The organism is Falsihalocynthiibacter sp. S25ZX9, from assembly GCF_041205405.1.
Taxonomy (GTDB): domain Bacteria; phylum Pseudomonadota; class Alphaproteobacteria; order Rhodobacterales; family Rhodobacteraceae; genus Falsihalocynthiibacter; species Falsihalocynthiibacter arcticus.
In genome coordinates, this window is the sequence record NZ_JBGFCD010000001.1 from 273317 (window position 1) to 299246 (window position 25930).

31 protein-coding genes and 1 other RNA gene are annotated in these 25930 nt (G+C 54.3%); 21 read left to right on the forward strand and 11 right to left on the reverse strand.

Translation table 11 applies throughout. The features are described from left to right. Nucleotides 1-76 precede the first annotated feature (76 nt). Nucleotides 77-325, forward strand: coding sequence for a DUF167 domain-containing protein (locus AB9F29_RS01275; RefSeq protein ID WP_369754325.1), 249 nt, complete (start codon nt 77-79; stop codon nt 323-325). Between the two features lies 1 nt (nt 326). On the opposite strand, the gene AB9F29_RS01280 is transcribed toward AB9F29_RS01275, so the two are convergent. Next, nucleotides 327-566 (reverse strand): hypothetical protein, encoded by a 240-nt coding sequence (locus AB9F29_RS01280; RefSeq protein WP_039004359.1) that lies wholly within the window; start codon nt 564-566, stop codon nt 327-329. Nucleotides 567-670: 104 nt separating this feature from the next. On the opposite strand from AB9F29_RS01280, the gene AB9F29_RS01285 reads away from it, so the two are divergent. The 8 genes from AB9F29_RS01285 (at nt 671) to rnpB (ending at nt 5763) form a co-directional block, all read left to right on the forward strand. Further along, complete coding sequence (locus AB9F29_RS01285) at nt 671-1384, forward strand: M48 family metalloprotease (protein ID WP_369754326.1); 714 nt, start codon at nt 671-673, stop codon at nt 1382-1384. Continuing rightward, nucleotides 1384-1740: a YigZ family protein gene (locus AB9F29_RS01290; protein WP_335586385.1), complete on the forward strand. Its 357-nt coding sequence runs from the start codon at nt 1384-1386 to the stop codon at nt 1738-1740. Before AB9F29_RS01285 ends, AB9F29_RS01290 begins: the two co-directional genes overlap by 1 nt. After that, entirely contained in the window at nt 1737-2090 is a 354-nt protein-coding gene (locus AB9F29_RS01295) for a diacylglycerol kinase (protein WP_335586386.1), read from the forward strand. The genes AB9F29_RS01290 and AB9F29_RS01295 overlap by 4 nt, the downstream gene beginning before the upstream one ends. An 82-nt stretch (nt 2091-2172) precedes the next feature. Further along, nucleotides 2173-2460: an Asp-tRNA(Asn)/Glu-tRNA(Gln) amidotransferase subunit GatC gene (gene gatC / locus AB9F29_RS01300; RefSeq protein WP_039000214.1), complete on the forward strand. Its 288-nt coding sequence runs from the start codon at nt 2173-2175 to the stop codon at nt 2458-2460. Then, nucleotides 2460-3947, forward strand: a complete 1488-nt coding sequence (gatA, locus tag AB9F29_RS01305) for an Asp-tRNA(Asn)/Glu-tRNA(Gln) amidotransferase subunit GatA (protein WP_369754327.1) — start codon at nt 2460-2462, stop codon at nt 3945-3947. The genes gatC and gatA overlap by 1 nt, the downstream gene beginning before the upstream one ends. 29 nt (nt 3948-3976) lie before the next feature. Next, the gene (locus tag AB9F29_RS01310) at nt 3977-4639 is read left to right on the forward strand and encodes a hypothetical protein (protein ID WP_369754328.1); all 663 of its coding nucleotides are present in this window, start codon (nt 3977-3979) and stop codon (nt 4637-4639) included. Between the two features lie 95 nt (nt 4640-4734). Next, the gene (locus AB9F29_RS01315) at nt 4735-5352 is read left to right on the forward strand and encodes an N-acetylmuramoyl-L-alanine amidase (RefSeq protein ID WP_369754329.1); all 618 of its coding nucleotides are present in this window, start codon (nt 4735-4737) and stop codon (nt 5350-5352) included. Between the two features lie 12 nt (nt 5353-5364). Next, nucleotides 5365-5763: RNase P RNA component class A (gene rnpB, locus AB9F29_RS01320), an RNA gene on the forward strand. Here the strand turns inward: rnpB and AB9F29_RS01325 are convergent. From AB9F29_RS01325 to AB9F29_RS01350, 6 genes are read right to left on the reverse strand one after another with little or no spacing between them, the layout of a single operon-like run. After that, complete coding sequence (locus AB9F29_RS01325; RefSeq protein WP_335586389.1) at nt 5764-6774, reverse strand: AbrB family transcriptional regulator; 1011 nt, start codon at nt 6772-6774, stop codon at nt 5764-5766. A gap of 13 nt (nt 6775-6787) precedes the next feature. Continuing rightward, nucleotides 6788-7090 (reverse strand): DUF4387 family protein, encoded by a 303-nt coding sequence (locus tag AB9F29_RS01330; protein WP_039000208.1) that lies wholly within the window; start codon nt 7088-7090, stop codon nt 6788-6790. Next, a complete protein-coding gene (locus AB9F29_RS01335; RefSeq protein WP_369754330.1) occupies nt 7083-8438 on the reverse strand; it encodes an acyclic terpene utilization AtuA family protein in 1356 nt (451 codons plus the stop codon). Before AB9F29_RS01335 ends, AB9F29_RS01330 begins: the two co-directional genes overlap by 8 nt. Next, entirely contained in the window at nt 8438-9943 is a 1506-nt protein-coding gene (locus AB9F29_RS01340; RefSeq protein WP_369754331.1) for a tripartite tricarboxylate transporter permease, read from the reverse strand. The genes AB9F29_RS01335 and AB9F29_RS01340 overlap by 1 nt, the downstream gene beginning before the upstream one ends. 12 nt (nt 9944-9955) lie before the next feature. Further along, nucleotides 9956-10396 (reverse strand): tripartite tricarboxylate transporter TctB family protein, encoded by a 441-nt coding sequence (locus tag AB9F29_RS01345; protein WP_369754332.1) that lies wholly within the window; start codon nt 10394-10396, stop codon nt 9956-9958. After that, on the reverse strand, nt 10396-11364 hold the full coding sequence (locus AB9F29_RS01350) for a Bug family tripartite tricarboxylate transporter substrate binding protein (RefSeq protein ID WP_369754333.1): 969 nt from the start codon (nt 11362-11364) through the stop codon (nt 10396-10398). The genes AB9F29_RS01345 and AB9F29_RS01350 overlap by 1 nt, the downstream gene beginning before the upstream one ends. Before the next feature lie 112 nt (nt 11365-11476). Here AB9F29_RS01350 and AB9F29_RS01355 point away from each other — a divergent pair, with 112 nt between their 5' ends. The 4 genes from AB9F29_RS01355 to rpmG all read left to right on the forward strand — a co-directional run bounded on the left by AB9F29_RS01355 (nt 11477) and on the right by rpmG (nt 14805). Beyond that, the gene (locus AB9F29_RS01355; RefSeq protein WP_369754334.1) at nt 11477-12145 is read left to right on the forward strand and encodes a response regulator transcription factor; all 669 of its coding nucleotides are present in this window, start codon (nt 11477-11479) and stop codon (nt 12143-12145) included. Then, nucleotides 12142-13512, forward strand: a complete 1371-nt coding sequence (locus tag AB9F29_RS01360) for a sensor histidine kinase N-terminal domain-containing protein (RefSeq protein ID WP_369754335.1) — start codon at nt 12142-12144, stop codon at nt 13510-13512. Before AB9F29_RS01355 ends, AB9F29_RS01360 begins: the two co-directional genes overlap by 4 nt. Continuing rightward, entirely contained in the window at nt 13482-14513 is a 1032-nt protein-coding gene (locus tag AB9F29_RS01365) for an ABC transporter substrate-binding protein (protein WP_369754336.1), read from the forward strand. The genes AB9F29_RS01360 and AB9F29_RS01365 overlap by 31 nt, the downstream gene beginning before the upstream one ends. A 124-nt stretch (nt 14514-14637) precedes the next feature. Further along, nucleotides 14638-14805 (forward strand): 50S ribosomal protein L33, encoded by a 168-nt coding sequence (gene rpmG / locus AB9F29_RS01370; protein WP_039000195.1) that lies wholly within the window; start codon nt 14638-14640, stop codon nt 14803-14805. A gap of 168 nt (nt 14806-14973) precedes the next feature. Here rpmG and AB9F29_RS01375 read toward each other — a convergent pair whose 3' ends face one another. Both AB9F29_RS01375 and AB9F29_RS01380 read right to left on the reverse strand, forming a co-directional pair. Then, nucleotides 14974-15750, reverse strand: coding sequence for a Bax inhibitor-1/YccA family protein (locus AB9F29_RS01375; protein WP_335586395.1), 777 nt, complete (start codon nt 15748-15750; stop codon nt 14974-14976). Between the two features lie 149 nt (nt 15751-15899). Next, nucleotides 15900-16115, reverse strand: a complete 216-nt coding sequence (locus tag AB9F29_RS01380) for a DUF1127 domain-containing protein (RefSeq protein WP_335586396.1) — start codon at nt 16113-16115, stop codon at nt 15900-15902. 124 nt (nt 16116-16239) lie between these two features. Between AB9F29_RS01380 and AB9F29_RS01385 the strand changes: the two genes are divergently transcribed. Beyond that, the gene (locus AB9F29_RS01385) at nt 16240-17166 is read left to right on the forward strand and encodes a LysR family transcriptional regulator (RefSeq protein ID WP_369754337.1); all 927 of its coding nucleotides are present in this window, start codon (nt 16240-16242) and stop codon (nt 17164-17166) included. On the opposite strand, the gene AB9F29_RS01390 is transcribed toward AB9F29_RS01385, so the two are convergent. Beyond that, nucleotides 17106-18062: an NADPH:quinone oxidoreductase family protein gene (locus AB9F29_RS01390; RefSeq protein WP_369754338.1), complete on the reverse strand. Its 957-nt coding sequence runs from the start codon at nt 18060-18062 to the stop codon at nt 17106-17108. The two genes, AB9F29_RS01385 and AB9F29_RS01390, sit on opposite strands and share 61 nt — an antisense overlap. Nucleotides 18063-18401: 339 nt before the next feature. Between AB9F29_RS01390 and AB9F29_RS01395 the strand changes: the two genes are divergently transcribed. The 4 genes from AB9F29_RS01395 to AB9F29_RS01410 all read left to right on the forward strand — a co-directional run bounded on the left by AB9F29_RS01395 (nt 18402) and on the right by AB9F29_RS01410 (nt 21709). Beyond that, nucleotides 18402-18770 (forward strand): helix-turn-helix domain-containing protein, encoded by a 369-nt coding sequence (locus AB9F29_RS01395; protein ID WP_039000192.1) that lies wholly within the window; start codon nt 18402-18404, stop codon nt 18768-18770. Between the two features lie 124 nt (nt 18771-18894). Continuing rightward, on the forward strand, nt 18895-19695 hold the full coding sequence (gene hisN, locus AB9F29_RS01400) for a histidinol-phosphatase (RefSeq protein WP_369754339.1): 801 nt from the start codon (nt 18895-18897) through the stop codon (nt 19693-19695). 143 nt (nt 19696-19838) lie between these two features. Next, nucleotides 19839-21194 (forward strand): 8-oxoguanine deaminase, encoded by a 1356-nt coding sequence (locus AB9F29_RS01405; RefSeq protein ID WP_369754340.1) that lies wholly within the window; start codon nt 19839-19841, stop codon nt 21192-21194. 47 nt (nt 21195-21241) lie between these two features. Next, entirely contained in the window at nt 21242-21709 is a 468-nt protein-coding gene (locus AB9F29_RS01410; RefSeq protein WP_335586400.1) for a CAP domain-containing protein, read from the forward strand. On the opposite strand, the gene guaD is transcribed toward AB9F29_RS01410, so the two are convergent. Continuing rightward, a complete protein-coding gene (gene guaD, locus AB9F29_RS01415; RefSeq protein ID WP_369754417.1) occupies nt 21706-22992 on the reverse strand; it encodes a guanine deaminase in 1287 nt (428 codons plus the stop codon). The genes AB9F29_RS01410 and guaD overlap by 4 nt on opposite strands. Before the next feature lie 122 nt (nt 22993-23114). Here guaD and mgtE point away from each other — a divergent pair, with 122 nt between their 5' ends. Genes mgtE through AB9F29_RS01430 form a run of 3 tightly spaced genes read left to right on the forward strand, consistent with a single transcriptional unit; the run spans nt 23115 to nt 25929 of the window. Beyond that, a complete protein-coding gene (gene mgtE / locus AB9F29_RS01420) occupies nt 23115-24497 on the forward strand; it encodes a magnesium transporter (protein ID WP_369754341.1) in 1383 nt (460 codons plus the stop codon). Then, complete coding sequence (locus AB9F29_RS01425; RefSeq protein ID WP_369754342.1) at nt 24497-25051, forward strand: 5-formyltetrahydrofolate cyclo-ligase; 555 nt, start codon at nt 24497-24499, stop codon at nt 25049-25051. The genes mgtE and AB9F29_RS01425 overlap by 1 nt, the downstream gene beginning before the upstream one ends. Before the next feature lie 59 nt (nt 25052-25110). Then, complete coding sequence (locus AB9F29_RS01430) at nt 25111-25929, forward strand: TIGR00282 family metallophosphoesterase (RefSeq protein WP_039000188.1); 819 nt, start codon at nt 25111-25113, stop codon at nt 25927-25929. The last annotated feature ends 1 nt before the right edge of the window (nt 25930 follow it).

Genomic DNA, 25930 nt, shown 5'->3' on the forward strand with positions numbered 1-25930 from the left:
TACGCAGATGTGCCGCAAACACACGGTGCTGGCAATGTTTTGTGTCAAACAAGGGCCAGAGAACAAAGAGTAATCAATGGATTTAAAGCATCTCGCCATCAGGGGAGCCGAAATTGCAATCGTTGCAACACCTAAAGCCAGCCGTAATCGAATTGTCGAAACGCAGACGGTGTTGCGGGTCTATGTCACGGTGGTCGCCGAGGGCGGGAAGGCGAATGCTGCGATTGTAAAGCTTCTGTCCAAGGCGATGGGCGTACCCAAAACACGTCTTGTTTTGCTGCGCGGGGAAACGTCGAGAAATAAGGTTTTCCGTGTGATGGAATGATCTATTCGGGGTCTTCTGCCACTCGATAGCTGCCTTCAGGAAGGTTGAGAGCCGACTGCAATTCCTGAAGTTGGGTCATTGAAATGGTGATACGTTGAAGGCGATCTGTTTGCGGATCGACCTGCTCAACCGTGATACAGTCCTGGAACGCATTTATGGTGATGTCGCCCTGAAGAAAGGGGGTGCCCTCGTCGATCAGGGTGATAATAGTGGCTTCAAAATCATGCTCTATTGTAAACATACATTGAGTTTAACTTTTGACCGAATAATTGCAACAGCAACACAGTGTGGGCTGGAAAAAGACCGTCAACATGTTAAAAAGACGGGATGTTGAAGGTGTTTTCAGTGAAAGTTTTACGAGGTTTAGCGCTTCTTGCGGGTGTTGCGGGATGTGTTTCAACGACCGCTTCGCAAAATGTTCAACCAATTGAGAGGGTTGAACACTTTGGTACTATCCACACCAATGGCAAGGGAATGAGTGAGCAAGACTTTTTGCGTGTCGCGGGGCGTATTGAAATTGTTGCAGAGTCCTTTTGCCATGAGGCCCGAACGCGTGGAAATTGCGATTTCCTGATCGTCATGGACGACCGCGCACACCAACCATCGAATGCCTATCAGTTTCTGAGTGAGAATGGCCGGCCGGTTTTGGCCGTGACAATTTCGCTTTTGGATGAAGTGCAAAATGATGATGAACTAGCCTTTGTTATAGGCCATGAAGCAGCCCACCATGTGGCGGGGCACTTAGAGCAACAGATGGCTATGGCCAGTCAGGGTGCAATGTTGGGGAGTTTCACGGCCACAATCTTGGGGGCCGATCCAGAAGCAATCGAAACCGCACGCGACATCGGTGCCTTTGTTGGGTCGCGTCAATTTTCCAAACAGCATGAACTCGAGGCGGACCAACTGGGAGCTTTGATTGCGTTGGAGGCTGGATTTGATCCTGAAATCGGGGTCGCCTATTTTACCCGCATCCCTGACCCCGGTGAAGAGTTCCTTGGATCACATCCCTCCAATGCGGACCGGATCGAAACCGTTCGCTCTGCGGTTTATGGTGCGTAATGTTGCAAATTGAAGGTTTTCTGACAGATCGAGGCAGTAAATATGCGGTAACAGGTGGGGAAATCACAAGTCGCGATGAGGCGCTCGCCTTCCTGAAAACACTCAAAAAGCAAAAGAAATTCGCCAAAGCAAGCCATAATACATGGGCGGTTTTGCTAGAGGATGGTCCTATAAAGGCCGACGACGGCGAGAGTGGCGCTGGGTCAATTATTCTGCGCATGCTGGAGCGGGAAGAGATTCAAAACCATATCATCGTCGTGACGCGGTGGTATGGCGGTACTAAATTAGGGGGCGACCGTTTTCGACGCGTTCAGGATTGCGTCCGTCACTATCTTGAAAATCGGAGTGCAAAATGATTGTTGAGCAATGGAAACGATTTTCGGACCGCGCGAAGTGGTCTTGGGAAGGTTGGTGCATGATTTGGCGCGAAGAGGCCAGTCTGCAACAATGGGTCTGGGCCAATGCCGCCTCCTTTGCCCTCGCGATGATTTTGGATTTGTCCACTGCTGAGCGCGCCCTGATTGTTGCGTTGGGCATTCTTGTGTTGGCGGCGGAATGCTACAACACCGCAATTGAGCGCTGTATCGACTATCTATCGCCCGCGTATCATCCACTGGCAAAGGCGGCAAAGGACGCCGGAAGTGCTGGCGTCACAATTACCGCCATCGCTGCGGGGGCCGCGTGGGTCATCATCCTGATCGGGTAGGGCATTGCGGTCTTGCTCCCCCTGCGCTCGCGGGTTAAATGCTAAACAAGAATTGAACCAATTGAGCTGACGGAGACCCCCTATGTCGATTGACAAGGATACTGCTGCGCGTGTGGCAAAACTGGCCCGCATTCGCGTCGCTGACGAGGCGCTTCCTGCGCTGGCAGAAGAATTCAACACGATCCTCGGGTTTATCGAGCAGCTCAATGAGGTTGATGTCGAGGGCATAGAGCCCATGACGTCGGTCACGCCTCAGCGCCTAAAACGCCGCAAAGACATCGTGACGGATGGCGACATCCAAGAGCAGGTTTTGGCCAATGCGCCGGACTCCCGCGAAGGCTTTTTTGTCGTGCCGAAGGTGGTGGAATAATGACCGATCTAAACAAACTGACCATTTCCGGTGCGCGCGACGGTTTGCGCAAGGGTGATTTTACCTCGGTTGAGCTTACCGAAGCTTGCCTCACAGCAATCGGGAAATCCGGCGCGTTGAACGCGTTTGTGCACAACACACCAGAGATTGCCCACGCACAATCTGCCGCCGCAGATGCGCGGATTGCCACCGGGGATGCTCCTGATATGTGCGGTATCCCGTTGGGTATTAAGGATTTGTTCTGCACCAAAGGTGTTCCAAGCCAAGCCGCTTCTGCGATCCTTGCAGGTTTTAAGCCAGAATACGAAAGCACAGTCACCCAAAATCTTTGGGACAGCGGCGCGGTTATGCTCGGTAAGTTGAACATGGATGAATTCGCGATGGGCTCGAGCAACGAGACCTCGGTTTACGGCGACGTGATCAACCCGTGGCGCCGCGAAGGTAGCGCTGCCGCGCTGACACCCGGCGGGTCGTCAGGCGGCAGCGCGAGCGCAGTTTCCGCAGACCTTTGCCTTGCGGCAACAGGTACGGATACCGGCGGCTCGATCCGTCAACCAGCCGCATTTACGGGCATCGTTGGCCTCAAGCCGACCTACGGACGTGTCTCGCGTTGGGGGGTTGTGGCCTTCGCCAGCTCGCTTGATCAAGCGGGCCCCATGACCAAAACCGTGCGCGACGCGGCGATCATGATGGAAGCCATGGCCAGCCATGACGCCAAAGACAGCACCTCGTATGACATACCCGTTCCAAATTTTGAGGCCGCTTTGACGGGCGACATCAAAGGCAAAAAAATCGGTATCCCAGCCGAATATCACATGGACGGCATGCCCGCAGAAATCGAAAAACTCTGGGCCGAAGGTACCGAGATGCTCAAAAGTGCGGGCGCTGAGATCGTGAACATCAGCCTACCGCACACGAAATATGCGCTGCCTGCCTATTATGTGATCGCTCCCGCCGAAGCCTCCTCAAATCTGGCGCGCTATGATGGCGTGCGCTATGGCCACCGCGCAAAATTGGCGGCGGGCGATGGCATTGATGACATGTACGAAAAAACCCGCGCCGAAGGGTTTGGCTCCGAGGTTCAGCGCCGTGTGATGATCGGTACTTATGTGCTGTCAGCAGGGTTCTATGATGCCTATTACAACCGTGCGCGCCGCGTTAGAGCCTTGATTAAGAGGGACTTTGACGATGTGTTTGCCGCAGGTGTGGATGCGATCCTGACACCTGCGACTCCTTCGGCTGCCTTTGGGCTTGGCGAAATGAGTGACGCCGATCCCGTGAAAATGTACCTCAACGATGTATTTACCGTGACGGTGAACCTCGCTGGATTGCCGGGTATTTCGGTGCCAACGGGGCTAAATTCCGAGGGGTTGCCGCTTGGTTTGCAATTGATCGGGCGTCCGTGGGAAGAGGGCGATCTACTCAATACGGCCTATGCTCTTGAGACTGCGGCAGGATTTGTTTCCAAACCAAACAATTGGTGGTAAACACGACGATCAACCGACCAGAGGTAACTATGCGCAACTCACTATCCGTCGTTTCTATGATCGCTCTGCTGGGCCTTGTCGCTTGCCAGTCGGGAGTTCCAGACTCCGGCGTGGGCTTCGACGATTTCGAGGGCTACAATTACAACACTGCGCAAGCTCTTCAAGGCAGTCCCGTTCAGGCGGGGGTGATTTCCGACGAGGACGTGGGGTCATCCAATATTTCTTTGGCGCTCGAAGAAGCTGTAAAGCAAACGCCGGACCTAAACGGCGCGCCAAGTCAGCCTCAGGCCTCTAGAACTGGGATTTCTGACGAGCAGAGCTTCAAAGCTGTTGCAGCGCGCGAAACGATTTCAAGTGATGCTGAGCGTTTGGCACAGCAGCGGGCGCAATATCAAGTGATTACGCCAACGGCTTTGCCATCGCGTACAAGTACATCAAGTGCAACTGCCGTTATCGCCTTTGCGCTCGGAACGACTAATTCAGTCGGCGAATCGATCTATGCGCGGTCGGGACGGTATTCGCAGGAGAAATACACAAAGGCCTGTTCAAAATACCTGACGTCCAACGATGCGCAGGAAGCCTTTTTGCAGAATGGCGGCCCTCAAAAAGACAGTAAAGGGATTGATCCTGATGGGGACGGATTTGCCTGTGCTTGGACCCCTGCGCCGTTTCGCGCAGCACGCGGCGGGTAATTGAACCGTTGCAGATAGCGCAATGCCTGTCGCCCAACTTCGGGCCGAGGCGCCACGGTGGTCCACCCGACCTCGTACTTTTACACTATACGGCCATGAGCAGTTGTGACGCCGCCCTTGCGCGGCTTTGCTCCCCCGAGTTTGAGGTTTCGGCCCATTTTCTGATCTCAGAAAAAGGGGGCATCCTGCAACTCGTAACTCAAGAAATGCGTGCCTGGCATGCAGGTGCGGGGTCTTGGGGGGACTGTAGCGATATCAATTCGTACTCGATTGGCATTGAGTTGGATAACACGGGGCGCACCCCATATTCCGAACCCCAGATGGCCGCGCTTGAGGCATTATTGCCTGAAATTATGCAGACGTGGAGTATCCCTCCAGAACGCGTGATCGGACATTCAGACATGGCGCCTCACCGCAAGGCCGATCCGGGGCGACGCATGGATTGGCGTCGATTGGCGTTGCAAGGACTGTCTGTTTGGCCTGAAACGACACCGGATGCACCAGCGCCAGATTTTGTCAAATGGTGTCAGGATGCGGCGCGTTTTGGCTATGGCACTGGCCAGAATCTGGCCGCGAAATGTGACGCCTATTTACCCGCGTTCCGCGACCGTTTTCGCGCAGGACACCGTGGCCCTCTGGACAGCGAAGATATGCGGATCATTCAAAACCTTGCACAACGCTTCCCCGTTGACGGCGGGCGCGCAAACGCATAATCCCCAAAGCGTGCGGATGGCTGGATGACCGCGGGGTGGCAACACCGCGAGGAAAGTCCGGACTCCATGAAGGATGGTGCCGGGTAATGCCCGGCCGGGGTAACCCGAGGGAAAGCGCCACAGAGAACAGACCGCCCGTTTACTGGTCGTGCAAACGATACCGTGGCGGGTAAGGGTGAAACGGTGGGGTAAGAGCCCACCGCGGCGGTGGTAACATCGCTGGCATGGCAAGCCCCACCAGGAGCAATGCCAAATAGGAACCTCACGCGGGGCAACTCGCAGGGCGGCTTCGGCCCAGAAGGTTCGGGTTGGCAGCTTGACCCTGTTGGTAACAGCAGGGCTAGAAGAATGGTCATCCAGCGTCGTGTAATGCGGCGTGGACAAAATCCGGCTTATAGGCCATCCGCACGTTTATTTTTTCCAAGTCAAAACAAGAGGCACGAAGGCACTCAAGAAGAAGAGTCGCCCAACGTGATGCAACGCGACATAGGCGGGGTCGGCGTCAACTATGGCGGCCATCGCGACCATGGTTTCAAGGCCGCCTGGGGCCAAGGCGATGATGATGTCTAAAAAACGGAGGTCGGTGAAATAGGCAATTCCGGTTGCGAATATGATGGAAATCACGAGGGCTAGAACGGTAAAAATCAAACCGCCAAGGGCAGCGCTGCGCAGAAGTATTGGGGTGACGCCACTAAATCGTGTCCCGATGAGTGTACCCATAGTGATGAACGCTGCGATCGTAAAAATAGGAGGTACAACGCCAGGGAGAACGTCCGTTGCATGACCGAGGGTCGAGACGATCATGCCACCGAGCAGTAGGGCCGCTGGTAGGTTGAAACGGATGAATATCGCGCCAAGGCCTGCGCCAAGGGCAGCAAGAATTCCAAGATGAAGCGGCGTCAAAATATGGCCCACGGGCGCGCGCATCCCCATGTCAGCATCCGTGAAAATGGCCACGGAAAAGGGCACCAAAAGAGTGAGAATGAGAACGCGGATTGACTGTACCACCGAGATCACTGCGGTATCAGCGCCCACGTCCGTAGAATAGCCGATGACATAGCTTAAATGCCCCGGACTCGAGGATAAAAACGCGGTGGGGCGGTCCATGTGAAACACATGTTGAAACATCCAGCCCCCCGTAAGCATCACGACCGCGACAGACACGCACATACCGACAAGACTTAGGGGCCAAGCTTTAGCCGCCTGAAGAATTTCAGGGGTTACGCTAGACCCAAGAGCGAGGCCGATGATGAGAAAAATGGCATCCCGCAATATGTTGGGAACCGCGCATTTCACCCCTGCCAATCCAGCCAGTGAAACACAAATGGCAGGCCCCGTCAGAAAGGGGGCAGGCAGGCCGATAAATGTGGCGGCAAGCGCGCCGACGGCCCCGATAACAAGCGCGACAACATATGCTTGCATTTCAAAAGTTCCCTTAATTTATTGATGTTTCTGCAAGTAGCGCAGCCCAAGAAGCGCCATGCATGTCGCGATCTTCGACGGCCCCTTGAATGCTGGGACGCGGCATTGAGAATTTTATAACGTTCAAGTCAGGGATTTCAAAGCGCTTGATGTCCTCAACCTTCGTGCCAAACACAGAGGCCACGCGTTGGGTTGAAAGCCCGTTGCAAATTTGGGTGAAGGCGGGGCCGTTCCCGCAGAAAATATCCACCGTGAGCCAAAAGGGGCCCGCGTTTTTAGACCGAATTTTGTAGGCAATATCGCGCAGTTCAGCCATGTTGAATAACTTCCAGTGAAAAGGCGTCCATGGGATTATCCAAGGTAAGCGTGTGGTTGAGGCAAAAGCCATAGACCGCACCCCGATTGAGACTGGCGGGCGAAAACGGGAAGGCGAAGGTTGGTTGTTCTTCTTCGCGCGTGAGCGGATGGTGCAGCAAATAGGGGTTCAACATCTGGCCGATCTCTTCGGCAATCGCTTGAGTGTTCGCTGTGACAATCGCGAGGATGCCGATTTCGGGCGCGGGGTTTGTGTTGGTTTCGAGGGCACCAAAACTTGCGTTCTGGCCAATCAGGCGCAACTCAATACTGTAGTCCTCTTTATGTAAACCCATCCGGTCTTGCACCTTTTCGCTGCATTTCGCGTGGATGTCGTCTGCCCAGATTTGTGCGTTTTCGACATAGTGCTTGTCACGCAAAAGAACCATTAAAACCGTTTGATATCCCTGAATTTTAGCGCCTTCAAGCTTCACAGTATACGTATCGGAAGGCACCCATTCGGAGCCCTCAACTCGCACGCGCCGCGCATCAAGTGCCGTGTATTTTGCGCCTGTTACATCGAGGTGTCCACCGGGTTCATAAAGGATAAACGGATCGGAGTTTTCATAGAGCATGTGGGCTGAGACCGTATGCGGATTGGCCGCTGAATCTTCGGCCATGGGCGTGACGGTAAAACCGTTTGCGTCAAACTCGATCATCACGACGCCCGATTGTGGGTTGGTCGCACAGAGCGCACCGCATTCGCCGATTTTAGCCCCGTGCCATGCGGCTCCTGCGTGGAGGTTTTTCATCAACGGGAGGGCGGCGATGGTCGCAGTATCCGTGGTGCGCCCCGCGATGATGACGTCCGCGCCGGTTTGGATCGCGGCGGCGATTTGTTCGGCGCCCGCAAGGGCCACGATATTGCTACATTCCGCAAAACTCTCGCGAGTGATTTCGGGGGCCGCGGGGAGGGGGGTGACGCGGCCACGATCAAAGGCGGTCGCGAGGATTTCCGCGTCTTGGGAACTTCGCAAAACCGCAATTTTTAGCGTTTGGCCCAACTCGGCGGCGATCTCTTTTGTGATGTCCAGAAGCCAGTTAACTGCGCTGTCCGTGCCGCATGTCCCTGCGGTTCCGATGACCAAAGGGACGTTTGCTTCTTGGCGGGCAACCATCAATCCCTTCCATTCGATTTTTATCGAACTGCGCGCATATTTCGAGACCCCTTGTCCGAGATATGCAGGGCCTGAATCCGTAGAGCCGCCGTCGATCGCAATGATATCAGGATTTTGCGCAAGGCCACGCGCGAGCGCCGCCTTGTCGTAGTTCAAGCCAAGTGCGCCTGAAGGGATAAGAACTTTGACCATTAGTCAGTGATCCTTTGTGGTTTGCGCAAAACATTGCGCAGGAACATCGGTGCGACAAATCCGACGATCGCGGCAACCCAAAGCCCAATCGAGATGTTGGACGAGAACAGATATGTCCATTCGCCATCGGAGAGTGTCATGGCACGCCGTAAGGCGTCTTCCATATTCCCACCCAGAAGGATACCCAAAATCACCGGAACGGTTGGAATGTCCAGCTTGCGCAGCACGTATCCAAGCACGCCAAATCCGATCATCAAGAGCAAGTCGAAATAGCTTCCCGACAGGGAGTAGATGCCTACAAACGAAACCATTGTCACACCGGGCAACAAGATAGCGGGTGGAACCATGAGGATTTTGACGAAGATTTTCACCATCGGCACGTTCATGAGTAAGAGCACAATGTTGGCAATCAAGAGCGACGCAATGAGGCCCCAAACAACTTCGGGCTGGTCAGTGAAAAGCGTGGGTCCAGGGGTAATGTTGAGGGTCATCAAAAGTGCAAGGAGCACCGCTGTTGTTCCTGATCCGGGTACGCCGAGAGTGAGCATGGGAACGAGGGCACCACCGGCGGCCGCGTTGTTGCCCGCCTCTGGTGCGGCGATGCCTTTGGCAACACCTGTGCCGAAACCACCGTCTTTGCCGGCAATCGCTTTTTCAGTCATGTAGGCCAAGAAACTGCCGAGGGACGCGCCCGCACCGGGCAAGATACCGGCAACAAAGCCCACACCCGAAGAGCGCAACATTGTCCATTTGGTTTCCCAAATATCTTTCCATGGAACGGTGGTTTTCTCGAGATCTACACCAACAGGGGAATTTTTCCCGTGGTCTTCGATGAAGAAAAATATTTCCGCAATTGCAAATAGGCCAACGATGGCAACTAGGAAATCGATGCCGTCATAGATGTGGAGATTTCCGCCCGTAAAGCGTGGCATGACGCTGCCGCTGCTGATGCCGACCGTTGATATGCCGAGGCCAATACAGGAAGCAATCGCCGCTTTGGCTTGGTTGTTGCTGGCCATGCCGCCCAACGTACAAAACGCGAGCAAGTAGAGGGCGAAATATTCTGAAGGACCAAAGACATAAGCGACGCGGGCCAACATAGGTGCGAGCAACATAAGCCCGATTGTAGCAAGTAGCGCACCTACAAAGGAGGCCACACCCGAGAGCACAAGCGCATCGCCTGCGCGCCCTGCTTTGGCCATCGGATAGCCGTCGAGGGTGGTCATCAGCGCGGGTTCATCGCCTGGGATGTTAAGGAGGATCGAACTGATACGGCCCCCATACATCGCGCCGTAATACACCGAGGTCATAAGGACGAGGGCGGAGGTTGCATCAAGGCCCAGCGTGAAGGTTACGGGGATAAGGATGGCGACGCCGTTTGAGGGGCCAAGACCGGGGAGGGCGCCAATGATTGTTCCCAGAAAACAGCCAATGATAGCGAGCATCAACGTGTAAGGGGACAATGCAATTGCGAACCCCATCGCGAGGTTAGAAAAGAGATCCATGGGGCAGGTATCCTAGCCGAAGATCATTTTGGGGAAGGCAACAAGGCCCAAACCCAAAGCGAATTTGAAAACGATAAAGAGCCCGCTTGAGAGGCCGAGTCCGGCGAGGGCTGCGTATTTTGGACGGGGCGAAATCTGGTAGGACAGGATCGCCGCGGTGATGGCCGTGGGGATCAGGAACCCCAAAGGTTTGAGCGCGTAAGCGTAAAGGACCAAAACGAAGGCCGCCGCTGCGATGGCACCAAAGGTAGATAGCGTGGGCCATTCAGGCTCGGCGTCGGGTTTGAAAACCATGAAGAGGGCGCATAGGGCACCCAGAATTCCAACCCCAAAGGGGAAGGCTTTCGGGCCAACAGGGTCAGGCAAAAAGCTGGTCTGGATTTGAGTGGCACCCGCGATATACGCGAGCGCCACAAGCGCCATGACCAGACCAAAAATCCGGTCACTGGCCATTATTGAATAACCCCGATGTCGATGGAAAGTTCACGAATTTCGGCAACGACCTGATCAACATAGTCTTGGAAGTCCACACCGACTTTGGTGAAGGGCGCAAGACCATTGGCAGCCATAGCTTCTTTCCACTCTGCTGAATCCGCAACTTTTTGCAGACGTTCGGCCCACATGTTGAAGTCCTCATCTGAGATGCCTTTTGGAACGTAAAGTCCGCGCCAGTTTACGGCAACAACGTCAAAACCTTGCTCTTTTGCGGTTGGGATGTCGTCAAAGCCCGGAATGCGCTCTTCGGTGAGAACCGCAAGAACCCGAACTTCGCCAGCATTCAAAAAGCCAATGATTTCAGACATGTCGCCTGTCATTGCCTGTGTGAAGCCGCCGATAGTTTGCGTGATCGCATCGGCACCACCATCAACACCAATGTATTTTACCTTGGTGATGTCTGTGAAACCTGCGCGCTGCAAAAGCATCAGAGGTTTAAGGTGGTCAAAGCCACCAACCGCAGAACCGCCAGCAAAAGCAACCGAACCTGGGTCCGCTTTGATCGCGTCAACCATTTCAGTTAGCGTGTTGAACGGGCTGTCGTTGGCAACGACGATAACGCCCGGATCCGCACCGATTGCCCCGACAAAGCGTACTTGGTCAGCGGTCATACCGGCGTAAGCATCTTGGGCTAGACGTGTGGTTGTCGCGCTTGAGGCTGCAACCATAAGGTCTGCGTCATCGCCGCGTTCCGCCACGACGTAGTTATACGCAAGGCCGCCACCGCCGCCTGCCATATTGGTTACTTGGACAGGTTTATCCACCGCGCCAATGTCGTACATAATTTTGCCGATTTGACGGCAAGTGAAATCCCAGCCACCGCCGGGGTTGGCGGGTGCAATGCATTCAGCCGCAGACGCAGCCGAAGCCGCACTCATTCCAATTACGGCACTCGTCATGAGCGCCTTAACAAAACGTGTAGTCATAGTATCCTCCCATTTGACATCCGAGCCGAAGCGCGGACATGCTTAAGATGCGCTGTGAAACCTGACATGAACCTGTCATGAGAAAAAACGGTCGCGTTGTGGGGGAGTGCACGTGAGATTTCTGTTGGTTGAGGATAATTTCGAACTGGCGAAGGCTGTGGTCGAATGCCTTGGGTTGGATGGGCACGCGATTGACCACGCCGAGGATATCGCCGCCGCGCAAGCCTGTATTGATGCCGCCTCTTATGACTTGATTTTACTTGATATTATGCTCCCAGACGGAGATGGGCGCGATTTTTTGGCCCGCCATAGGCGCGCTAAAAACCGCACGCCGGTGATCGTTTTGACGGCGCGCTCGCAGGTGTCGGATCGGGTGGGCCTACTTGATTTGGGAGCCGACGATTACTTAACGAAACCTTTCGATTTCTCCGAACTTGAGGCGCGTGTGCGGGCAGTATTGCGTCGTCAGGGGGGAGTTGCCAACAATTCCAGAAGCTTCAAGGGGGTGATTCTTGATTCGACCCTCGGGGCGATCATGATCAATGGCGAGAGCCATACGCTGCGAAATCGTGAATTGCGCCTTCTGGAGGTGTTCTTTTCGGCACCGGAGCAGATTTTCAGCAAATCCCACCTCATGGACCGCTTGTTTTCCTTCTCGGACGACGTTTCGGAAAACGCCATTGAGGTCTATATTGGTCGCCTGCGCAAAAAACTCGAAGGATCAGACGCCAAAATCGAGACTGTGCGCGGGTTGGGCTATCGTTTGGTGGCGGAGGCGTGAAGCAAGGTTTCATCAGGTCTTCCATTCGGCGGCGGCTGTTGCTGCAACTGTTTATCATTGCGGCCATTCTTTCCTTGGCATTTGTTTTGATTGTGCGCGCCGTTGCGGAGCGCGCAGCGGCAGATACACAGGATAACATCCTTTTGGCATCAGCCACCTCCATCGCCGATGCGCTTTATTCCGAGCGCGGGCAGGTTGCCGTTGAAATTCCCTATTCGGCACTTTCGATGCTGGGGGCAATCTCGGAAGATCGCGTTTTTTATCGTGTCTTTGTTGGCGACGAGCACCTTACTGGCTATGAGGATCTTTTGCCGCCCTCCCAAATAAACGATCCGTTTTCGACGTTTGTTTTCCGTGGAGCAGAGGTGCGGTCCGTCGCTGTGACACGGGTTGTGAGTGCTGGGGGGCGCAAGCGAAATACCACAGTTGTCGTAGCCCAAACACGGCTGGGATTGGCGGCGATCTCGTCGCGGATTTCGGTCGTTGCGGCCTCGGTCGGGGTCGGTTTTTTCCTTTTGGCAACGGTCCTTAGCCTTTTTGCCGCACAATCGACTCTGGCCCCCTTAAACCGCATGACTCAGTCGGTTGCGCGTCGGGGTCCCAACGATTTGCGACCCGTCGAAACTCCCGCTCCGAGCGAACTTGCGCCGCTGGTTGATGCGCTCAATGGGCTTATGGCGCGGCTCAAGGCGTCGTTACTCCAATCGGAGGACTTTATCGCGGAAGCGGCCCACCGTGTACGCACGCCGCTTGCCACTGTGCGTGCGCAAGCACAGGTCGCGTTGCGCCGTTCTGTACAGCCGGAAAACAAGGCGGCCTTGCGCGCGATGATCCGCGCCGTCGACGAAAGCAGCCGTTCCGCAGGACAGTTGCTCGACCACGCGATGGTAAGTTTTCGCACCGATCAGCTTGAGGTGGTGCCCTTGGATTTGGTTGCCATAACGCGCGAAACCGTTTCGCATCTTCTTCCGACTGCCGAGTTGAAGGATTTGCACATCGTAGAAGAATATGTCGCCACCCGTTCGCAGATCAAAGGTGATGAAATCCTGCTTCAGAACGCCCTACGCAATCTCTTGGACAACGCGATCAAATACACCCCTGCCGAGAGTAAAATTACGGTGCGTGTGACCGATACGGACGCTCTGACCGTTTCCATTACCGACGAAGGGCGCGGGTTTGGCGATGCGGATTTGAGCACGCTCACGCACCGTTTTTCACGCGGCAAAAACGTCGATGATATTGTTGGGTCAGGATTGGGATTAACCATCGCGGATGAGGTCGTTGCTGCCCATGGCGGACGCCTTGAATTGAGCTGTAACACGAAAGGGCCGGGTGCATGCGTTTCGTTAATTTTTCCAGCGTCTTAGTTTATTGTATGTCGCTTCAGGCCGCCCTCGGTTTTGAGGTCGAAGAGCATTATGTTCATCAAGGAGCAGGCGCGAACACCTTGCGGATTATTTCCACAGCGGACGCCGAGGTTTTTAACCCAATCATCGAAGCGTTTCAGACGCAGTATCCGAGCGTGACGATTGACTACACCATCGCGAGCAGCACCCAGCTTATGCAGGCGCTTTTTGAAGAGGGGGCAGAGTTTGACCTCGCGATCTCCAGTGCGATGGACTTGCAGACGAAATTGGCCAACGACGGCTTCGTGCAAACCTACCGTTCAGAAGCGACAGATATCCTGCCGAAATGGGCCAAATGGCGTAATCAGGTTTTCGCCTTCACCCAAGAACCCGCCGTGCTGGTGGTCTCGGAAGACGAGTTTTTGGACCGACCCATCCCGACAACCCGCGAAGACCTGATCACGATGCTGCGCGATAACCAAGAGGCGTTTTCAGGGCGGATCGGGACTTATGATGTCCGCAAATCTGGGGCAGGGTACCTTTTTGCCACCCAAGACTCGCGCAACACCGATTCCTATTGGCGATTGACCGAAGTTATGGGGCGGCTTAATGCGCGGCTGTATCGCGGGTCACATGAAATGATTGCGGACGTCGCTGCGGGACGGTTGGCCTTGGCGTATAATGTCGTTGGCAGCTATGCCCAGTCTCAACTCGCAGACACGCCCGGGATACGGATTATAGAGTTTGATGACTACCTCTCGGTAATGCTCCGCACGGCTCTGATCCCGAATACAGCGAAGAATCCTGAGGGTGCGGGCGATATGATCGATTTCCTCGCAAGCCTCAATATGCGCGCAGACCTGACCCTTAAGACGAATCTCCCACCGATCAACGCCCAATCCCTTGAGGACAACAGCGCCGCACGCGTTATTCGGCTGGGACCGGGGTTGCTTGTTTTTCTGGATCACATGACGAAGGAAACCTTCCTGCGCAGCTGGGAGAACTCAATTGAACAGAAATAATGATGTTTCGCGGCTATTTTGTGCTCAATGTGTCGAAGGCTGTTGACTCTGCCCCGCAGACAGCTAAGAACCGGCTTCAAGGAATTAAAGGGCGCATGTCGCGCCTGCGTTGAGGAGCACTATTATGGCGAAGCCTACCACAATCAAAATCCGCCTGAACTCGTCCGCGGGCACAGGCCACTTCTATGTGACTAAGAAAAATGCTCGTACGATGACTGAAAAAATGACGGTCAACAAATACGACCCAGTTATACGTAAACACGTTGAGTACAAAGAAGGCAAAATCAAGTAAGATTTGCTTTACTGAACGATAAGAATTGAGAAAACCACGCTTTCGAGCGTGGTTTTTTTTTGGCCAAACGATGGAGCTATTTCGTGTGCGTCCCTGCCTAGTTACAGGGCACAAAAAAGGGCCAGTCGTGATGACCGGCCCTTTGGTATGTCGTTGGTGTCGCGCGTCTTAGTTGCGGTTGCCAAAGAGTTGCAGCATGAACATGAACATGTTGATGAAGTCGAGGTAGAGGTTTAGCGCGCCCATAATGGCGGATTTCGCCATCCACTCGCTGTCGCCATGTTGTGCGTGCGCGATATAGTCGTTCTTAATTTTCTGCGTATCGTAAGCGGTAAGACCAGCGAAGATCAGCACACCAATCGCGGAAATCGCGAACATAAGCGCGCCAGATTGCAAGAAAAGGTTAACCACCATCGCAACCAAGAGGCCGATCACACCCATCATAAGGAAGGTCCCCATCGCGGAAAGGTCTTTCTTGGTGGTGTAGCCATAGAGGCTCAGACCTGCAAAAGCGATCGAAGTCACCAAGAACACCTGAACGATGGACGCCCCAGTGTACATAAGGAAGATCGAGCTTAGTGACAGGCCCATTGCCGTGGCAAACGCATAGAAGAACAACTGCGCGCCAGCGGCGGACAGTTTGTTAATCATCGCGCTAAAGCCGAATACCATACCCAAAGGAAGGAACATGATCACCCATTTAAGCGGTGAGCCATAGAGGGTATTGCCAAGGGCCGTGAGATATTTGGTATCGGAAATCTGCGAGACGGCTAGGGACGGATCCGTTGTCATCGCCATGTTGCCAATAGCCCAGGCGGCCAAGGCCGTGATCAACAGGCCTACGGACATTGTGCCGTAAACTTTGTTCATGTGGGCGCGAAGCCCTGCGTCGATCGTTGCACTGCGCGTACCTGTGCCTGTGCGGGCCGTATCAAATTGTGCCATTATAGCCTCCGGTAAGAATATACAGGGCTAATGAGTTAGCCCGCCTTCACCGCTAAATATCGGCAATGACGGGCAGAATTTCAAGTTTAACCGGAGAGAATTTCATGTTTTTTCTGCAATATCGTTAAATGTTGCTAAATCAGCGGGTTTTAACGACGCCAAGCCGCAGGAACATCCCAGATTGGGCGGTTTGCTTCTTGGGTGGCGTCGCTGCGGGATAGGCCCAAATCGGTGAGGGCGGCATCATCCAAGCGCGCAAGGGCGCGGCGCTGGCGATATGTGCTCGCAATCATTGACAAAAGGCGCAAAGTTTTTGTTGGGGACTTCAGGGTGATTGGGCCGGAACTTGTAATTGTGTGTGTCATGAGAGGCATCCTTTCGAATCGATGATGATTGATGTTTGATTGATCATTTATATTGATATGTATGCTGGAATCTGTATCATCTGTAAAATGAATGTTTCTTAACTGATATATCAAGGATTGTGATATGCCCCGAAATCTAGACCTTACGTCGTTACGTTCCTTTGTCGCCGTTGCAGAGGCGGGCGGCGTGACGCGGGCCGCGGGTTTTCTCAACCTGACACAATCGGCGGTTTCGATGCAGCTCAAACGTTTGGAAGAATCCCTCGACATGTCGCTGTTGGATCGCTCCTCAAGGACAATTGCAATTACCGCTTCAGGCGAGCAATTGCTGTCCTACGCTCGCCGGATGCTCAAATTAAATGACGAAGTTTTCGCGCTGATGACTCACCAAGCCTATGAGGGCGAAATCGTGTTGGGGGTGCCGCATGACATTGTGTACCCCGCGATTCCAGAAGTTTTGAAGCGCTTTAACGCTGAATACCCGCGCATGCGCGTTCAGCTTTTGTCGTCGGTCACGGTGAGTTTGAAAGAGAAGTTTAGACGTGGCGAGGTGGATATTATTCTGACCACAGAAGAGGGGTGCGATACAGGCGGTGAAACCCTGATGAACCGCGATCTTGTTTGGGTGGGGGCCAAGGGGGGCACTGTGTGGCGTGATCGGCCTTTGAAGTTGGCGTTTGAGCCCCATTGTATGTTCCGCATGGCGGCGCAAAAGGCCTTGGACGCGGCGAATATCCCTTGGGAAATGGCAGTCGAGTCGGATTCAACCCGCACGATTGAGGCTTCGGTTTCGGCGGATCTAGCGGTGCATTCGGTGCTTGATGGCATGGAGGCTCCGCACTTGGAGCAGATACGTCACGGCGGGGCACTGCCCGATTTGGGGTCCAAAAAAGTGAACATGTTCATCTCGGAACTGGCCACCTCGCAAGTCGCGTTGGATTTGGCGGAATTCTTGCGCCAAGCCTATAGTCGCGTGTCCGCAGGTTCGGATCACGGGAGCACGACAACCTTACCTGTCGATTTTCGGTCGCGCAGCAGCGCCAGCGCCTGATCCGCTTGAGTAAGCGGCAGTTTGTGGCTGATATGAGGGTGAAGTTTACCGTCCGAATGCCAGGCTAAAAGCTGCTCAAGGCTGTCGGTTAGAACTTTTGGGGCGAATTTCAAATACCCCGACCAGTAAAAGCCGATCACCGCGATATTTTTGACCAGCAAGATATTCGCGGGAATCGGCGGGATTGTACCACTGGCAAACCCAATCACCAGAATTCGACCGTCTGGATTGGTAGCCCGCAATGCTGTGTTGAACAACTCGCCTCCGACGGGGTCGTACACAACATCCGCGCCACCGAGATCCTTGATTTGCTGTCTCAAGTCAGGCGATTCGCTGTCGAGCACGTGATCGGCCCCTGCCTGACGAACGGCATCGTGTTTTTCGACACCCCGCACCACTGCGATCACTTTGGCCCCCATGAGTTTGCCCAATTCGACCGCAGTCAGGCCGACACCCCCGGCTGCACCGAGAACCAGTAAAGTTTCGCCCGCAACCAAACGCGCCTTGTGGCTGAGCGCCAAATGAGAGGTGCCATAGGCAACTTGGAACGCGGCCGCGGCGTCAAATGGAATTGAGTCGGGAAGGCGAATACACCGTTCGGCTTCGACAACGGCTTGCTCTGCAAGCCCGCCATGTCCGGGGAACCCTGCGACGCGATCGCCGACTTTGAGGGACTTAACTTGCGCCCCTGCGGCTGTTATCACACCAGAAATTTCCATGCCCGGACAGAAGGGCCGGTCATGTTTTTCTTGATATGTCCCCTCAATCATCAACAAATCCGCGAAGTTGACTCCGCATGCCGCAACGTCAACTAGGACGTCAAATGAGCGCAATTTGGGAGGATCAATCGACCGAATTGATGCCGATCCAAGCTCATCGACGACATATCCAAGCATTATCTATCTCCAGTGGGTTTTGAGAGAGTGTTAACAAATTAGCTCCCCTCTCCCAAGAGTAAAAAAACGTAGGGTATGTTAAATTGTTGAAATATATCTAATAATTTGATGGGAGTCGGGTGTATTCGCTGGGCGGTAAATATGCACCTTTAAGGCGAGGTGCGTTTTTTTGTTAACCTTCCGGTCGAATCCCACTAGAAGTTTTGGCAATAATCGGCTAAAAGTTTTCTCGGCATATTGTTGCTGAGTTTTTGGTACACCCGTGCGTGAGGGTGCAAAATGTTTTTGCGTAAAACGAAAACTGAATTAAAAAGTACTCATGAGTTTGAGGAGCGAAATATGAAACATCCCGTTGATATCCATGTTGGGAAACGTATCCGCCACCGTCGATGGATGGTTGGCATGACGCAGCAACAGCTGGCCGAGCGCGTTGGAATAAAATTCCAGCAGATACAAAAATACGAAACGGGTATGAATCGTGTGTCAGCTTCTCGACTTTGGGATATTTCCGACGCGATGGGAATTGAAGTTAGTTTCTTCTTTGAAGGATTGGGGCGTTCCGAGGCTGTTGAGTCCACAGATGCCGCACGTGGCGACTTCATGGCAGACAAAGAAGCTTTGGAGTTGGTGCGGTCCTACTATGCAATTCCGGAAAATCAGCGCCGCCGCTTGTTTGAGTTGGCCCGCGTCTTAAGTGACGTCGCTTAAACGTCTCAAAATTTACCGTTGCAGCGCGCCTTTTGGCGCGCTTTTTCGTTGAGGCTCCGATTTTGCTTGATCCACAACTGCTCTCCACGTTACGCGGCAAGGGCGTTGAAAAAATGAGGCTCCCATGACTCTGCCAGAAACCGAAATTCAGTCAATCAAGGACTGTGCCATGGCGATGGCCGATGCTGCACGCTCGGTTACTCTGGCGTATTTCCGCACCGATCAACTGGCGACCGAGAATAAGCTGAACGAGGGTTTTGATCCCGTGACACGCGCTGATCGAGAGGCCGAGCAGGCAATGCGGGGCATTTTGGCCGAGCGGCGTCCCGACGACGCAATCCTTGGCGAAGAGTTCGGCGCGCAGGCCGGAACCAGTGGCCTGACGTGGGTGCTTGATCCCATTGATGGTACGCGCGGATTTATGTCGGGTACGCCGACTTGGGGTGTTCTCATTGCCGTTTCCGACGCGAATGGCCCTTTTTATGGCGTTATTGATCAGCCGTTTATAGGCGAACGTTTTACTGGCGGATTTGGGAACGCGCATTATTCTGGACCGCACCGCACAGGTGCCCTTGGCGTGCGCAAAACGCAAGATCTTGCGGATGCCGTGGTGTTTACGACCTTTCCTGAAATTGGAACGGCGCAGGAAGGCGCAGCGTTTCACCTTGTTGCAGCTGAGGCCAAATTGGTGCGCTATGGAATGGATTGTTATGCCTATGCTCTTCTTGCGGCTGGGCAAATCGACCTCGTGATCGAGGCGGGTTTGCAATCTTACGACATTCAGGCCCCGATTGCCGTCATCCAAGCAGCGGGTGGTGTTGTCACAAATTGGCAGGGAAAGCCGGCGCATGAAGGCGGGCAGGTTCTCGCCGCAGCAACACCAGAACTCCACGCCACAGTGCTCAAACTTCTTGCGTCCACCTAACGACCCACCCGTGACTTGAATTGCTCAAAATCCTCGGTATACTTGTAGGGGTATCGGGTCCTTTGTCCATTTCTGCCGATACATTCACACAGCTTCGCATCTGCGAGGGGCCGAATTGGACGTATTCTGTGTGGAGGTTTTAAATGTATTTATTGATTGAAAACGCGTGTTTGGCCATGACGATGGACGATCGCGGGCGCGAGATTTCTGATGCCGACATCCTTGTCAAGGGCGGGGTTATTCAGGCCGTGGGACAAAATCTGCGGGCGGGATTAGCACCGGAAGTCGCGCAAAATCTGTCGACTCATTCTGCAAAAGGCTGCCTTGTGACGCCCGGATTGGTGAACACGCACCACCACCTGTATCAAACCATGACCCGCGCGGTGCCCGAAGCCCAAGACGGGTTGCTCTTTGGCTGGCTCAAAACGCTCTATCCCATTTGGGCGCGTTTTGGCCCCGCAGAAATGCACTCCGGTGCGGTAATTGGCCTCGCTGAAATGGCGCTTTCGGGCTGCTCGCTCAGTTCAGATCATATGTATATTTACCCCAACGGCGCCCGTCTTGAGGATAGCATCGAGGCCGCGCAACGGGTGGGGCTTCGGTTTCACCCCACGCGTGGCGCGATGAGCATTGGTGAAAGCAACGGGGGCTTGCCACCCGATAGTTTGGTCGAGCGCGAGGCCGATATTCTTGAGGATATGATCCGCGTGATCGACGCACATCATGACATCCGCGAAGGGTCGATGTTGCGGGTCGGTGTGGCACCCTGTTCGCCGTTTTCCGTGAGTCGGGAATTGATGCGCGACTCGGCGGTTTTGGCGCGCGACAAAGGCGTTATGATGCACACCCATTTGGCGGAAAATCAGGAGGATATCGCCTATAGTCGCGAGAAATTCGGCTGTACCCCCGGCGAGTTTGCGCGGGATTTGGGATGGGTCGGCGAGGATGTTTGGCATGCCCATTGTGTGAAACTTGTGGCCGAAGATTTGACATTGTTTGCAGCAACCAAAACTGGAATTGCGCATTGCCCTTGTTCAAATTGCCGCCTTGGATCGGGGATAGCACCCGTGCGCGAAATGCTGGACGCTGGGGTGCCTGTGGGGCTTGGGGTCGACGGGTCGGCGAGCAATGATATGGGGAACTTGATCGGCGAGGCGCGTCAGATGATGTTGCTACAACGGGTGAAAAACGGAGCGGATGCCATGTCGGTGCGCGAAGCTCTTTGTGTGGCCACGCGTGGCGGCGCAGAAGTTCTGGGGCGCAATGACTGTGGCCAGATTGCCGTGGGGAAACGTGCGGACCTTGCGATTTGGGATTTGGGTGGAATTGAAGCCGCAGGGAGTTGGGATCCCGCCGCCATTCTTTTGGCAGGGCCACAAAAAGTTCGGGATTTATATGTAGAAGGGCGTCATGTGGTGAAGGAGTATCAGCTCACGACGGTTGATTTACCCAAGGCGATTGAAACACAAAACCAACTCGCGCGGGCCTTGATGGCGTAGCGCCGCGCGTTATGTTAGTCTGACCTTGCCTCAAGGGAGTAGTTGCGATGAAGGTCCTTTTTTATTGCGTCGTTTTAGCGCTCTCGGCTTGTTCGCCCTCCATAACCCAAGCTCCGGTGCCGCCCACTGCAACGGGTACTAAAAGTCCGGCGATCGTGAATGCTGATAGCTTGCTTTATGAGGCACGCAAGGCCAAGGGGTTGCCCAACGTCACGAAAAATCCGCGCCTGAAAAAGGCAGCCCAAGCCCAGACGTTGGACATGATTGCAATGGCCACGCTCACCCACAAAGGGAGTAATGGTAGCAACAGTCGTGACCGAATGCGTGCGCAGGGCTACAAGGGCTGCTTCTTTGCTGAAAACATCGCCAAAACGTCAAGAGGACTGGAAGGCGCGTTTGATCTGTGGATGACGTCCACGGACCACCGTAACAACATCCAAAACCGCAAAGCCACGGAGTATGGGATTTACGGAGCGAGCGGGTATTGGACGTTGGTTTTGGCAAGTCCCTGTTAACACAGAAGTTTACCGCCAACCCATGTGGCGTCGATTGCGCGATCATCGCCCATCATGATGGTGGCAAAGAGGGCCTCCCATATGTCTTCGGAGTGTTGTGTCCGTTGGGCGATAGCGGGGGTTGAAGCGAGGTTGATCGCGATGATATCTGCCTCCATTCCCACCGCGACATTGCCGATTTTATCGTCTAAATGCAGCGCGCGCGCGGCGCCTTGGGTCGCAAGCCAATAAAGTTGGACGGCGTGCAGGGGCGTTCCCCGAAGTTGTCCGACTTCATAAGCGGCGGCCATGGTGCGCAGCATGGAAAAATTTGAGCCGCCGCCCGTGTCCGTTGCAAGGCCGATGCGGTGCCCGTCGGCCATCAAGCCCACCATATCAAAGAGGCCCGACCCAATAAACGTGTTGGATGTTGGGCAATGGATCAAGCTTGCATCAACCTCTTTGAGGCGGTCTTTCTCGCGATCGGTTAGGTAGATTGCATGGCCGTAAAGGCCGCCTTTTCCTAATAATCCGCAACTCTCATATGTATCGAGGTAATCGCGCGCGTCAGGGAATAAGCTCTTTACCCATTCAATTTCGTCAGCTTGTTCCGAGAGGTGGGTTTGCATCAAAACGTCTGGGTACTCAGCCCATAATGCGCCCAAGGCTTGGAGTTGTTCCGGTGTGGAGGTCGGCGAAAATCGTGGCGTGATAGCATAGCCTGCGCGTCCCACACCGTGCCACTTCTCAAGTAAGGCTTTGCTGTCATCATAGGCCGATTGCACCGTGTCGCGCAGCCCGTCAGGCGCGTTGCGATCCATGCAGGTTTTTCCCGCCACAATGCGCATATCCCGCTCGGCGGCGGCTGTGAATATGGCGTTGACGCTTTCGGGATGGATGGTGCAATAACTCGCGACCGTGGTGGTGCCATTGGCCAAAACGAGGTCAAGATAGCGGTTCGAAATTTCCTGTGCATACCCCGCATCAAAAAAACGTATTTCTTCGGGAAAGGTGTAGGTGTTCAGCCAATCAATAAGGCGTTTGCCCCAACTTGCGATGATGGCCGTTTGTGGGTAGTGGACGTGGGCGTCAACGAATCCCGCCGTCAATAGCCGCTCGCCATAATCGGTGACGCGGGCCGTAGGATGGGTTTTGAGCAAATCAGCGGCGTCGCCAACCGCGGCGATTTTTCCGTTTTCAATGACGATTGCGCCCTTAAAGATATGCCGCGCGGCTTCCTCAAAGGGGTGCTCAAAAGGGTTGCTTTTGAACGAAAGTACTTGTCCTAAGAGTAGGTCCACGATGTTGCTCCAATGCGTGTGTTGGCCCCAGAATAGGCGCGCTAAATTCTGAGGTAAATCACCTTTCCCTCTTCTGCTTTTGAATTGCCATGCCTATGGTGCCCATGACTTGTGAAGGAAGCGATATGAGTGACGATTTTATCAGACCAGAGATGTCGGACGACGATTCTTATGAACTCGACTCGTCGCTTATTGAGCGTGTTTTAGCGGTAGTTCGCTTGGATGATACTCTTGGATTAACGGCCCTTTTGAAGCCGTTGCATGCCGCCGACGTGGCCGACCTTTTGGAGCAGATCGGGGCGAGTTCACGGCGTAAATTGCTAGCTCTTTGGGGGGCGGGAATGGACGGCGACGTTCTTTCCGAACTCGACGAGGGTTTGCGCGAAGAAGTCATCCATGCACTCGAACCCGCAACCTTGGCCTATGCCATTCGCGACCTTGAGAGTGACGATGTTGTTGACCTCCTCGAAGACCTAGAAGCACCGCAACGTGACGCCATTTTGCGGGCTTTGGGTGACCGTGATCGTGTCGCCGTTGAACACTCCCTGAACTATCCAAGCGAAAGCGCGGGCCGCTTGATGCAGCGCGAAGTCGTGGCGGGCCCAGAGCATTGGACCGTCGGCGAAGCTATTGACTACATTCGTCAAGATCATGAATTGCCCGAGCAGTTCTATCATATGATCCTTGTGGATCCGATGATGCGCCCTGTGGGATATGTGACTTTGGGTAAATTGTTGGGCTCGGCCCGAAATGTGAAATTGAAGGCTTTGTGCGAGGAAAGTTTTCGCACAATTCCAGCCACTCAACCCGAAGCCGACGTCGCCTATGCTTTCAACCAGTATCACCTGATTTCCGCGCCTGTTGTCGATGACTCGGGGCGTTTGGTGGGGGTGATTACCATAGATGACGCAATGATAGTTCTGGATGAGGAGCACGAAGAAGACATCATGCGCCTTGCGGGGGCAGGGGACGGCAGCATTTCCGACCGTCTTTGGGAAACCGCCAAACAACGTTTTCCTTGGCTGGCCGTCAACCTCTGTACGGCTATCTTGGCGTCTCGTGTGATTGTTCAGTTTGAGTCCACCATTTCGCAGCTGGTCGTTTTGGCCGCCTTAATGCCCATCATTGCCTCGATGGGTGGCAACGCAGGGACGCAATCCCTGACCGTGACGGTACGTGCGCTGGCGACAAAAGACCTTACATCGCGCAATATGTGGCGGGTTATCCGACGCGAAGCCCTCGTCGGGTTGGTTAACGGTTTGTTATTCGCGGCCGCGCTCGGGGCGTTTGGCTTCTTTTGGTATGGCAGTGCGGCACTGGGAGCGGTGCTTGCCGTGGCGATTGTGATTAACCTGTTTGTGGCGGGTTTTGTGGGTGTTGGGGCGCCCGTTATCCTTGATAAAATGGGTGTTGACCCTGCTCTTGCTTCGGGAACTTTCGTGATGACGGTGACGGATATGGTTGGCTTTTTTGCCTTCCTAGGTTTGGCAACTTTGGTCTTGGTATAGTGGACTTAGCTGCTCGAAAGTCCCAAGCTCGGAAGGACGCCTTCGCGCGCCGAAAACTAGCGTTCGATGCTGTGAACTCTTCGCCAGCAACGCGTTTGACTGAGGTGCTTGCGCCATATCGCAAGAAAACACTCGCTGCATATGTGCCTATGCGTACAGAGATAAGCCCACTTGCAGCGATGGAGGCGCATTCCGGGCAAGTCTGTGTTCCGGTGATCCAAAGCGCAGGAACCGCCCTGAAGTTCGCGCTTTGGACGGCGGATATGGCGATGGTTGAAGGGGCGTTTGGTGCGCGTATTCCGCAGAATATTACCTATGTTACCCCTGATGTTTTGATTGTCCCTTTGGTGGCTTTTGACGATGCGGGCAACCGGTTGGGATATGGCGGTGGCTTTTATGACCGTACGTTGCAAGCCTTGCGCAGATCGCGTCACGTGGTGGCAATTGGTTTGGCCTTTGAAGCACAGCGTGCCGATGAATTGCCACTTGAAGCCACCGATCAACCCCTTGATTTCATCGTTACTGAGGCCAAAACTCGGACCTTTTCCCGCTAAGGCTTGCTTGGGGTGAAATCCCCATTGCACGGGCTTTCTCAAGGGATTAACCAGACACTATGAGAATACTTTTCCTAGGCGACGTCGTTGGCCGCGCTGGCCGCAATGCAATTACTGAACGTCTGAAGGCTCTGCGCGAAGCGTGGCGTCTGGATTTCGTCGTCGTAAACGGGGAAAATGCAACCTCCGGCGCGGGGCTTTCGCCGGATCACGCGAAGGGTATTTTGGACGCAGGGGCCGATTGCATCACCCTTGGTGACCACTCCTTTGATCAGCGTGACATGCTGACCTACATCGAAAAAGAGCCCCGCATCATCCGGCCTTTGAATTTCTCAAAAGCCGCGCCAGGCAGTGGCGCGCGCCTCTTTGATGGCGGGCGTGGACGTAAAATTCTTGTGACCCAAGTGTTGGGGCAAGTTTTCATGAAACGCGCCTTTGATGATCCGTTTTCCGCAGTCGAAACCGTGTTGAAAAAATATCCTTTGGGCGGACAAGCTCAGGCGATTTTGGTCGATATGCATTGCGAAGCGACCTCAGAAAAAATGGGCATGGGCCACTGGTGCGATGGTCGCGCGAGTATGGTTGTCGGCACGCATACACATATCCCAACGGGGGACGCCCAAATCCTTGATGGCGGCACGGCCTTTCAGGCGGACGCGGGCATGTGCGGTGATTATAATTCCGTTATCGGAATGGACAAAGGCGAGCCGATGCGCCGCTTTGTAACGGGAATGGGCAAGGGGCGCTTCACCCCTGCAGCGGGCGAAGCCACGCTCTCTGGACTATTTGTCGAGACCGATGATCAGACGGGAAAAGCGAAAACGGTGTCCATGATCCGTGAGGGTGGGCGGCTTCAGCCTTCCTCGCCACCGTCCTAAC

Coding starts and splice junctions, on each gene's coding strand:
- AB9F29_RS01275 (WP_369754325.1), top strand. CDS start 77: ATGGATTTAAAGCATCTCGCCATCAGGGGAGCCGAAATTGCAATCGTT.
- AB9F29_RS01280 (WP_039004359.1), bottom strand. CDS start 566: ATGTTTACAATAGAGCATGATTTTGAAGCCACTATTATCACCCTGATC.
- AB9F29_RS01290 (WP_335586385.1), top strand. CDS start 1,384: ATGTTGCAAATTGAAGGTTTTCTGACAGATCGAGGCAGTAAATATGCG.
- AB9F29_RS01295 (WP_335586386.1), top strand. CDS start 1,737: ATGATTGTTGAGCAATGGAAACGATTTTCGGACCGCGCGAAGTGGTCT.
- gatC (WP_039000214.1), top strand. CDS start 2,173: ATGTCGATTGACAAGGATACTGCTGCGCGTGTGGCAAAACTGGCCCGC.
- gatA (WP_369754327.1), top strand. CDS start 2,460: ATGACCGATCTAAACAAACTGACCATTTCCGGTGCGCGCGACGGTTTG.
- AB9F29_RS01310 (WP_369754328.1), top strand. CDS start 3,977: ATGCGCAACTCACTATCCGTCGTTTCTATGATCGCTCTGCTGGGCCTT.
- AB9F29_RS01315 (WP_369754329.1), top strand. CDS start 4,735: ATGAGCAGTTGTGACGCCGCCCTTGCGCGGCTTTGCTCCCCCGAGTTT.
- AB9F29_RS01325 (WP_335586389.1), bottom strand. CDS start 6,774: ATGCAAGCATATGTTGTCGCGCTTGTTATCGGGGCCGTCGGCGCGCTT.
- AB9F29_RS01330 (WP_039000208.1), bottom strand. CDS start 7,090: ATGGCTGAACTGCGCGATATTGCCTACAAAATTCGGTCTAAAAACGCG.
- AB9F29_RS01335 (WP_369754330.1), bottom strand. CDS start 8,438: ATGGTCAAAGTTCTTATCCCTTCAGGCGCACTTGGCTTGAACTACGAC.
- AB9F29_RS01340 (WP_369754331.1), bottom strand. CDS start 9,943: ATGGATCTCTTTTCTAACCTCGCGATGGGGTTCGCAATTGCATTGTCC.
- AB9F29_RS01345 (WP_369754332.1), bottom strand. CDS start 10,396: ATGGCCAGTGACCGGATTTTTGGTCTGGTCATGGCGCTTGTGGCGCTC.
- AB9F29_RS01350 (WP_369754333.1), bottom strand. CDS start 11,364: ATGACTACACGTTTTGTTAAGGCGCTCATGACGAGTGCCGTAATTGGA.
- AB9F29_RS01365 (WP_369754336.1), top strand. CDS start 13,482: ATGCGTTTCGTTAATTTTTCCAGCGTCTTAGTTTATTGTATGTCGCTT.
- rpmG (WP_039000195.1), top strand. CDS start 14,638: ATGGCGAAGCCTACCACAATCAAAATCCGCCTGAACTCGTCCGCGGGC.
- AB9F29_RS01375 (WP_335586395.1), bottom strand. CDS start 15,750: ATGGCACAATTTGATACGGCCCGCACAGGCACAGGTACGCGCAGTGCA.
- AB9F29_RS01380 (WP_335586396.1), bottom strand. CDS start 16,115: ATGACACACACAATTACAAGTTCCGGCCCAATCACCCTGAAGTCCCCA.
- AB9F29_RS01385 (WP_369754337.1), top strand. CDS start 16,240: ATGCCCCGAAATCTAGACCTTACGTCGTTACGTTCCTTTGTCGCCGTT.
- AB9F29_RS01390 (WP_369754338.1), bottom strand. CDS start 18,062: ATGCTTGGATATGTCGTCGATGAGCTTGGATCGGCATCAATTCGGTCG.
- AB9F29_RS01395 (WP_039000192.1), top strand. CDS start 18,402: ATGAAACATCCCGTTGATATCCATGTTGGGAAACGTATCCGCCACCGT.
- hisN (WP_369754339.1), top strand. CDS start 18,895: ATGACTCTGCCAGAAACCGAAATTCAGTCAATCAAGGACTGTGCCATG.
- AB9F29_RS01405 (WP_369754340.1), top strand. CDS start 19,839: ATGTATTTATTGATTGAAAACGCGTGTTTGGCCATGACGATGGACGAT.
- AB9F29_RS01410 (WP_335586400.1), top strand. CDS start 21,242: ATGAAGGTCCTTTTTTATTGCGTCGTTTTAGCGCTCTCGGCTTGTTCG.
- mgtE (WP_369754341.1), top strand. CDS start 23,115: ATGAGTGACGATTTTATCAGACCAGAGATGTCGGACGACGATTCTTAT.
- AB9F29_RS01430 (WP_039000188.1), top strand. CDS start 25,111: ATGAGAATACTTTTCCTAGGCGACGTCGTTGGCCGCGCTGGCCGCAAT.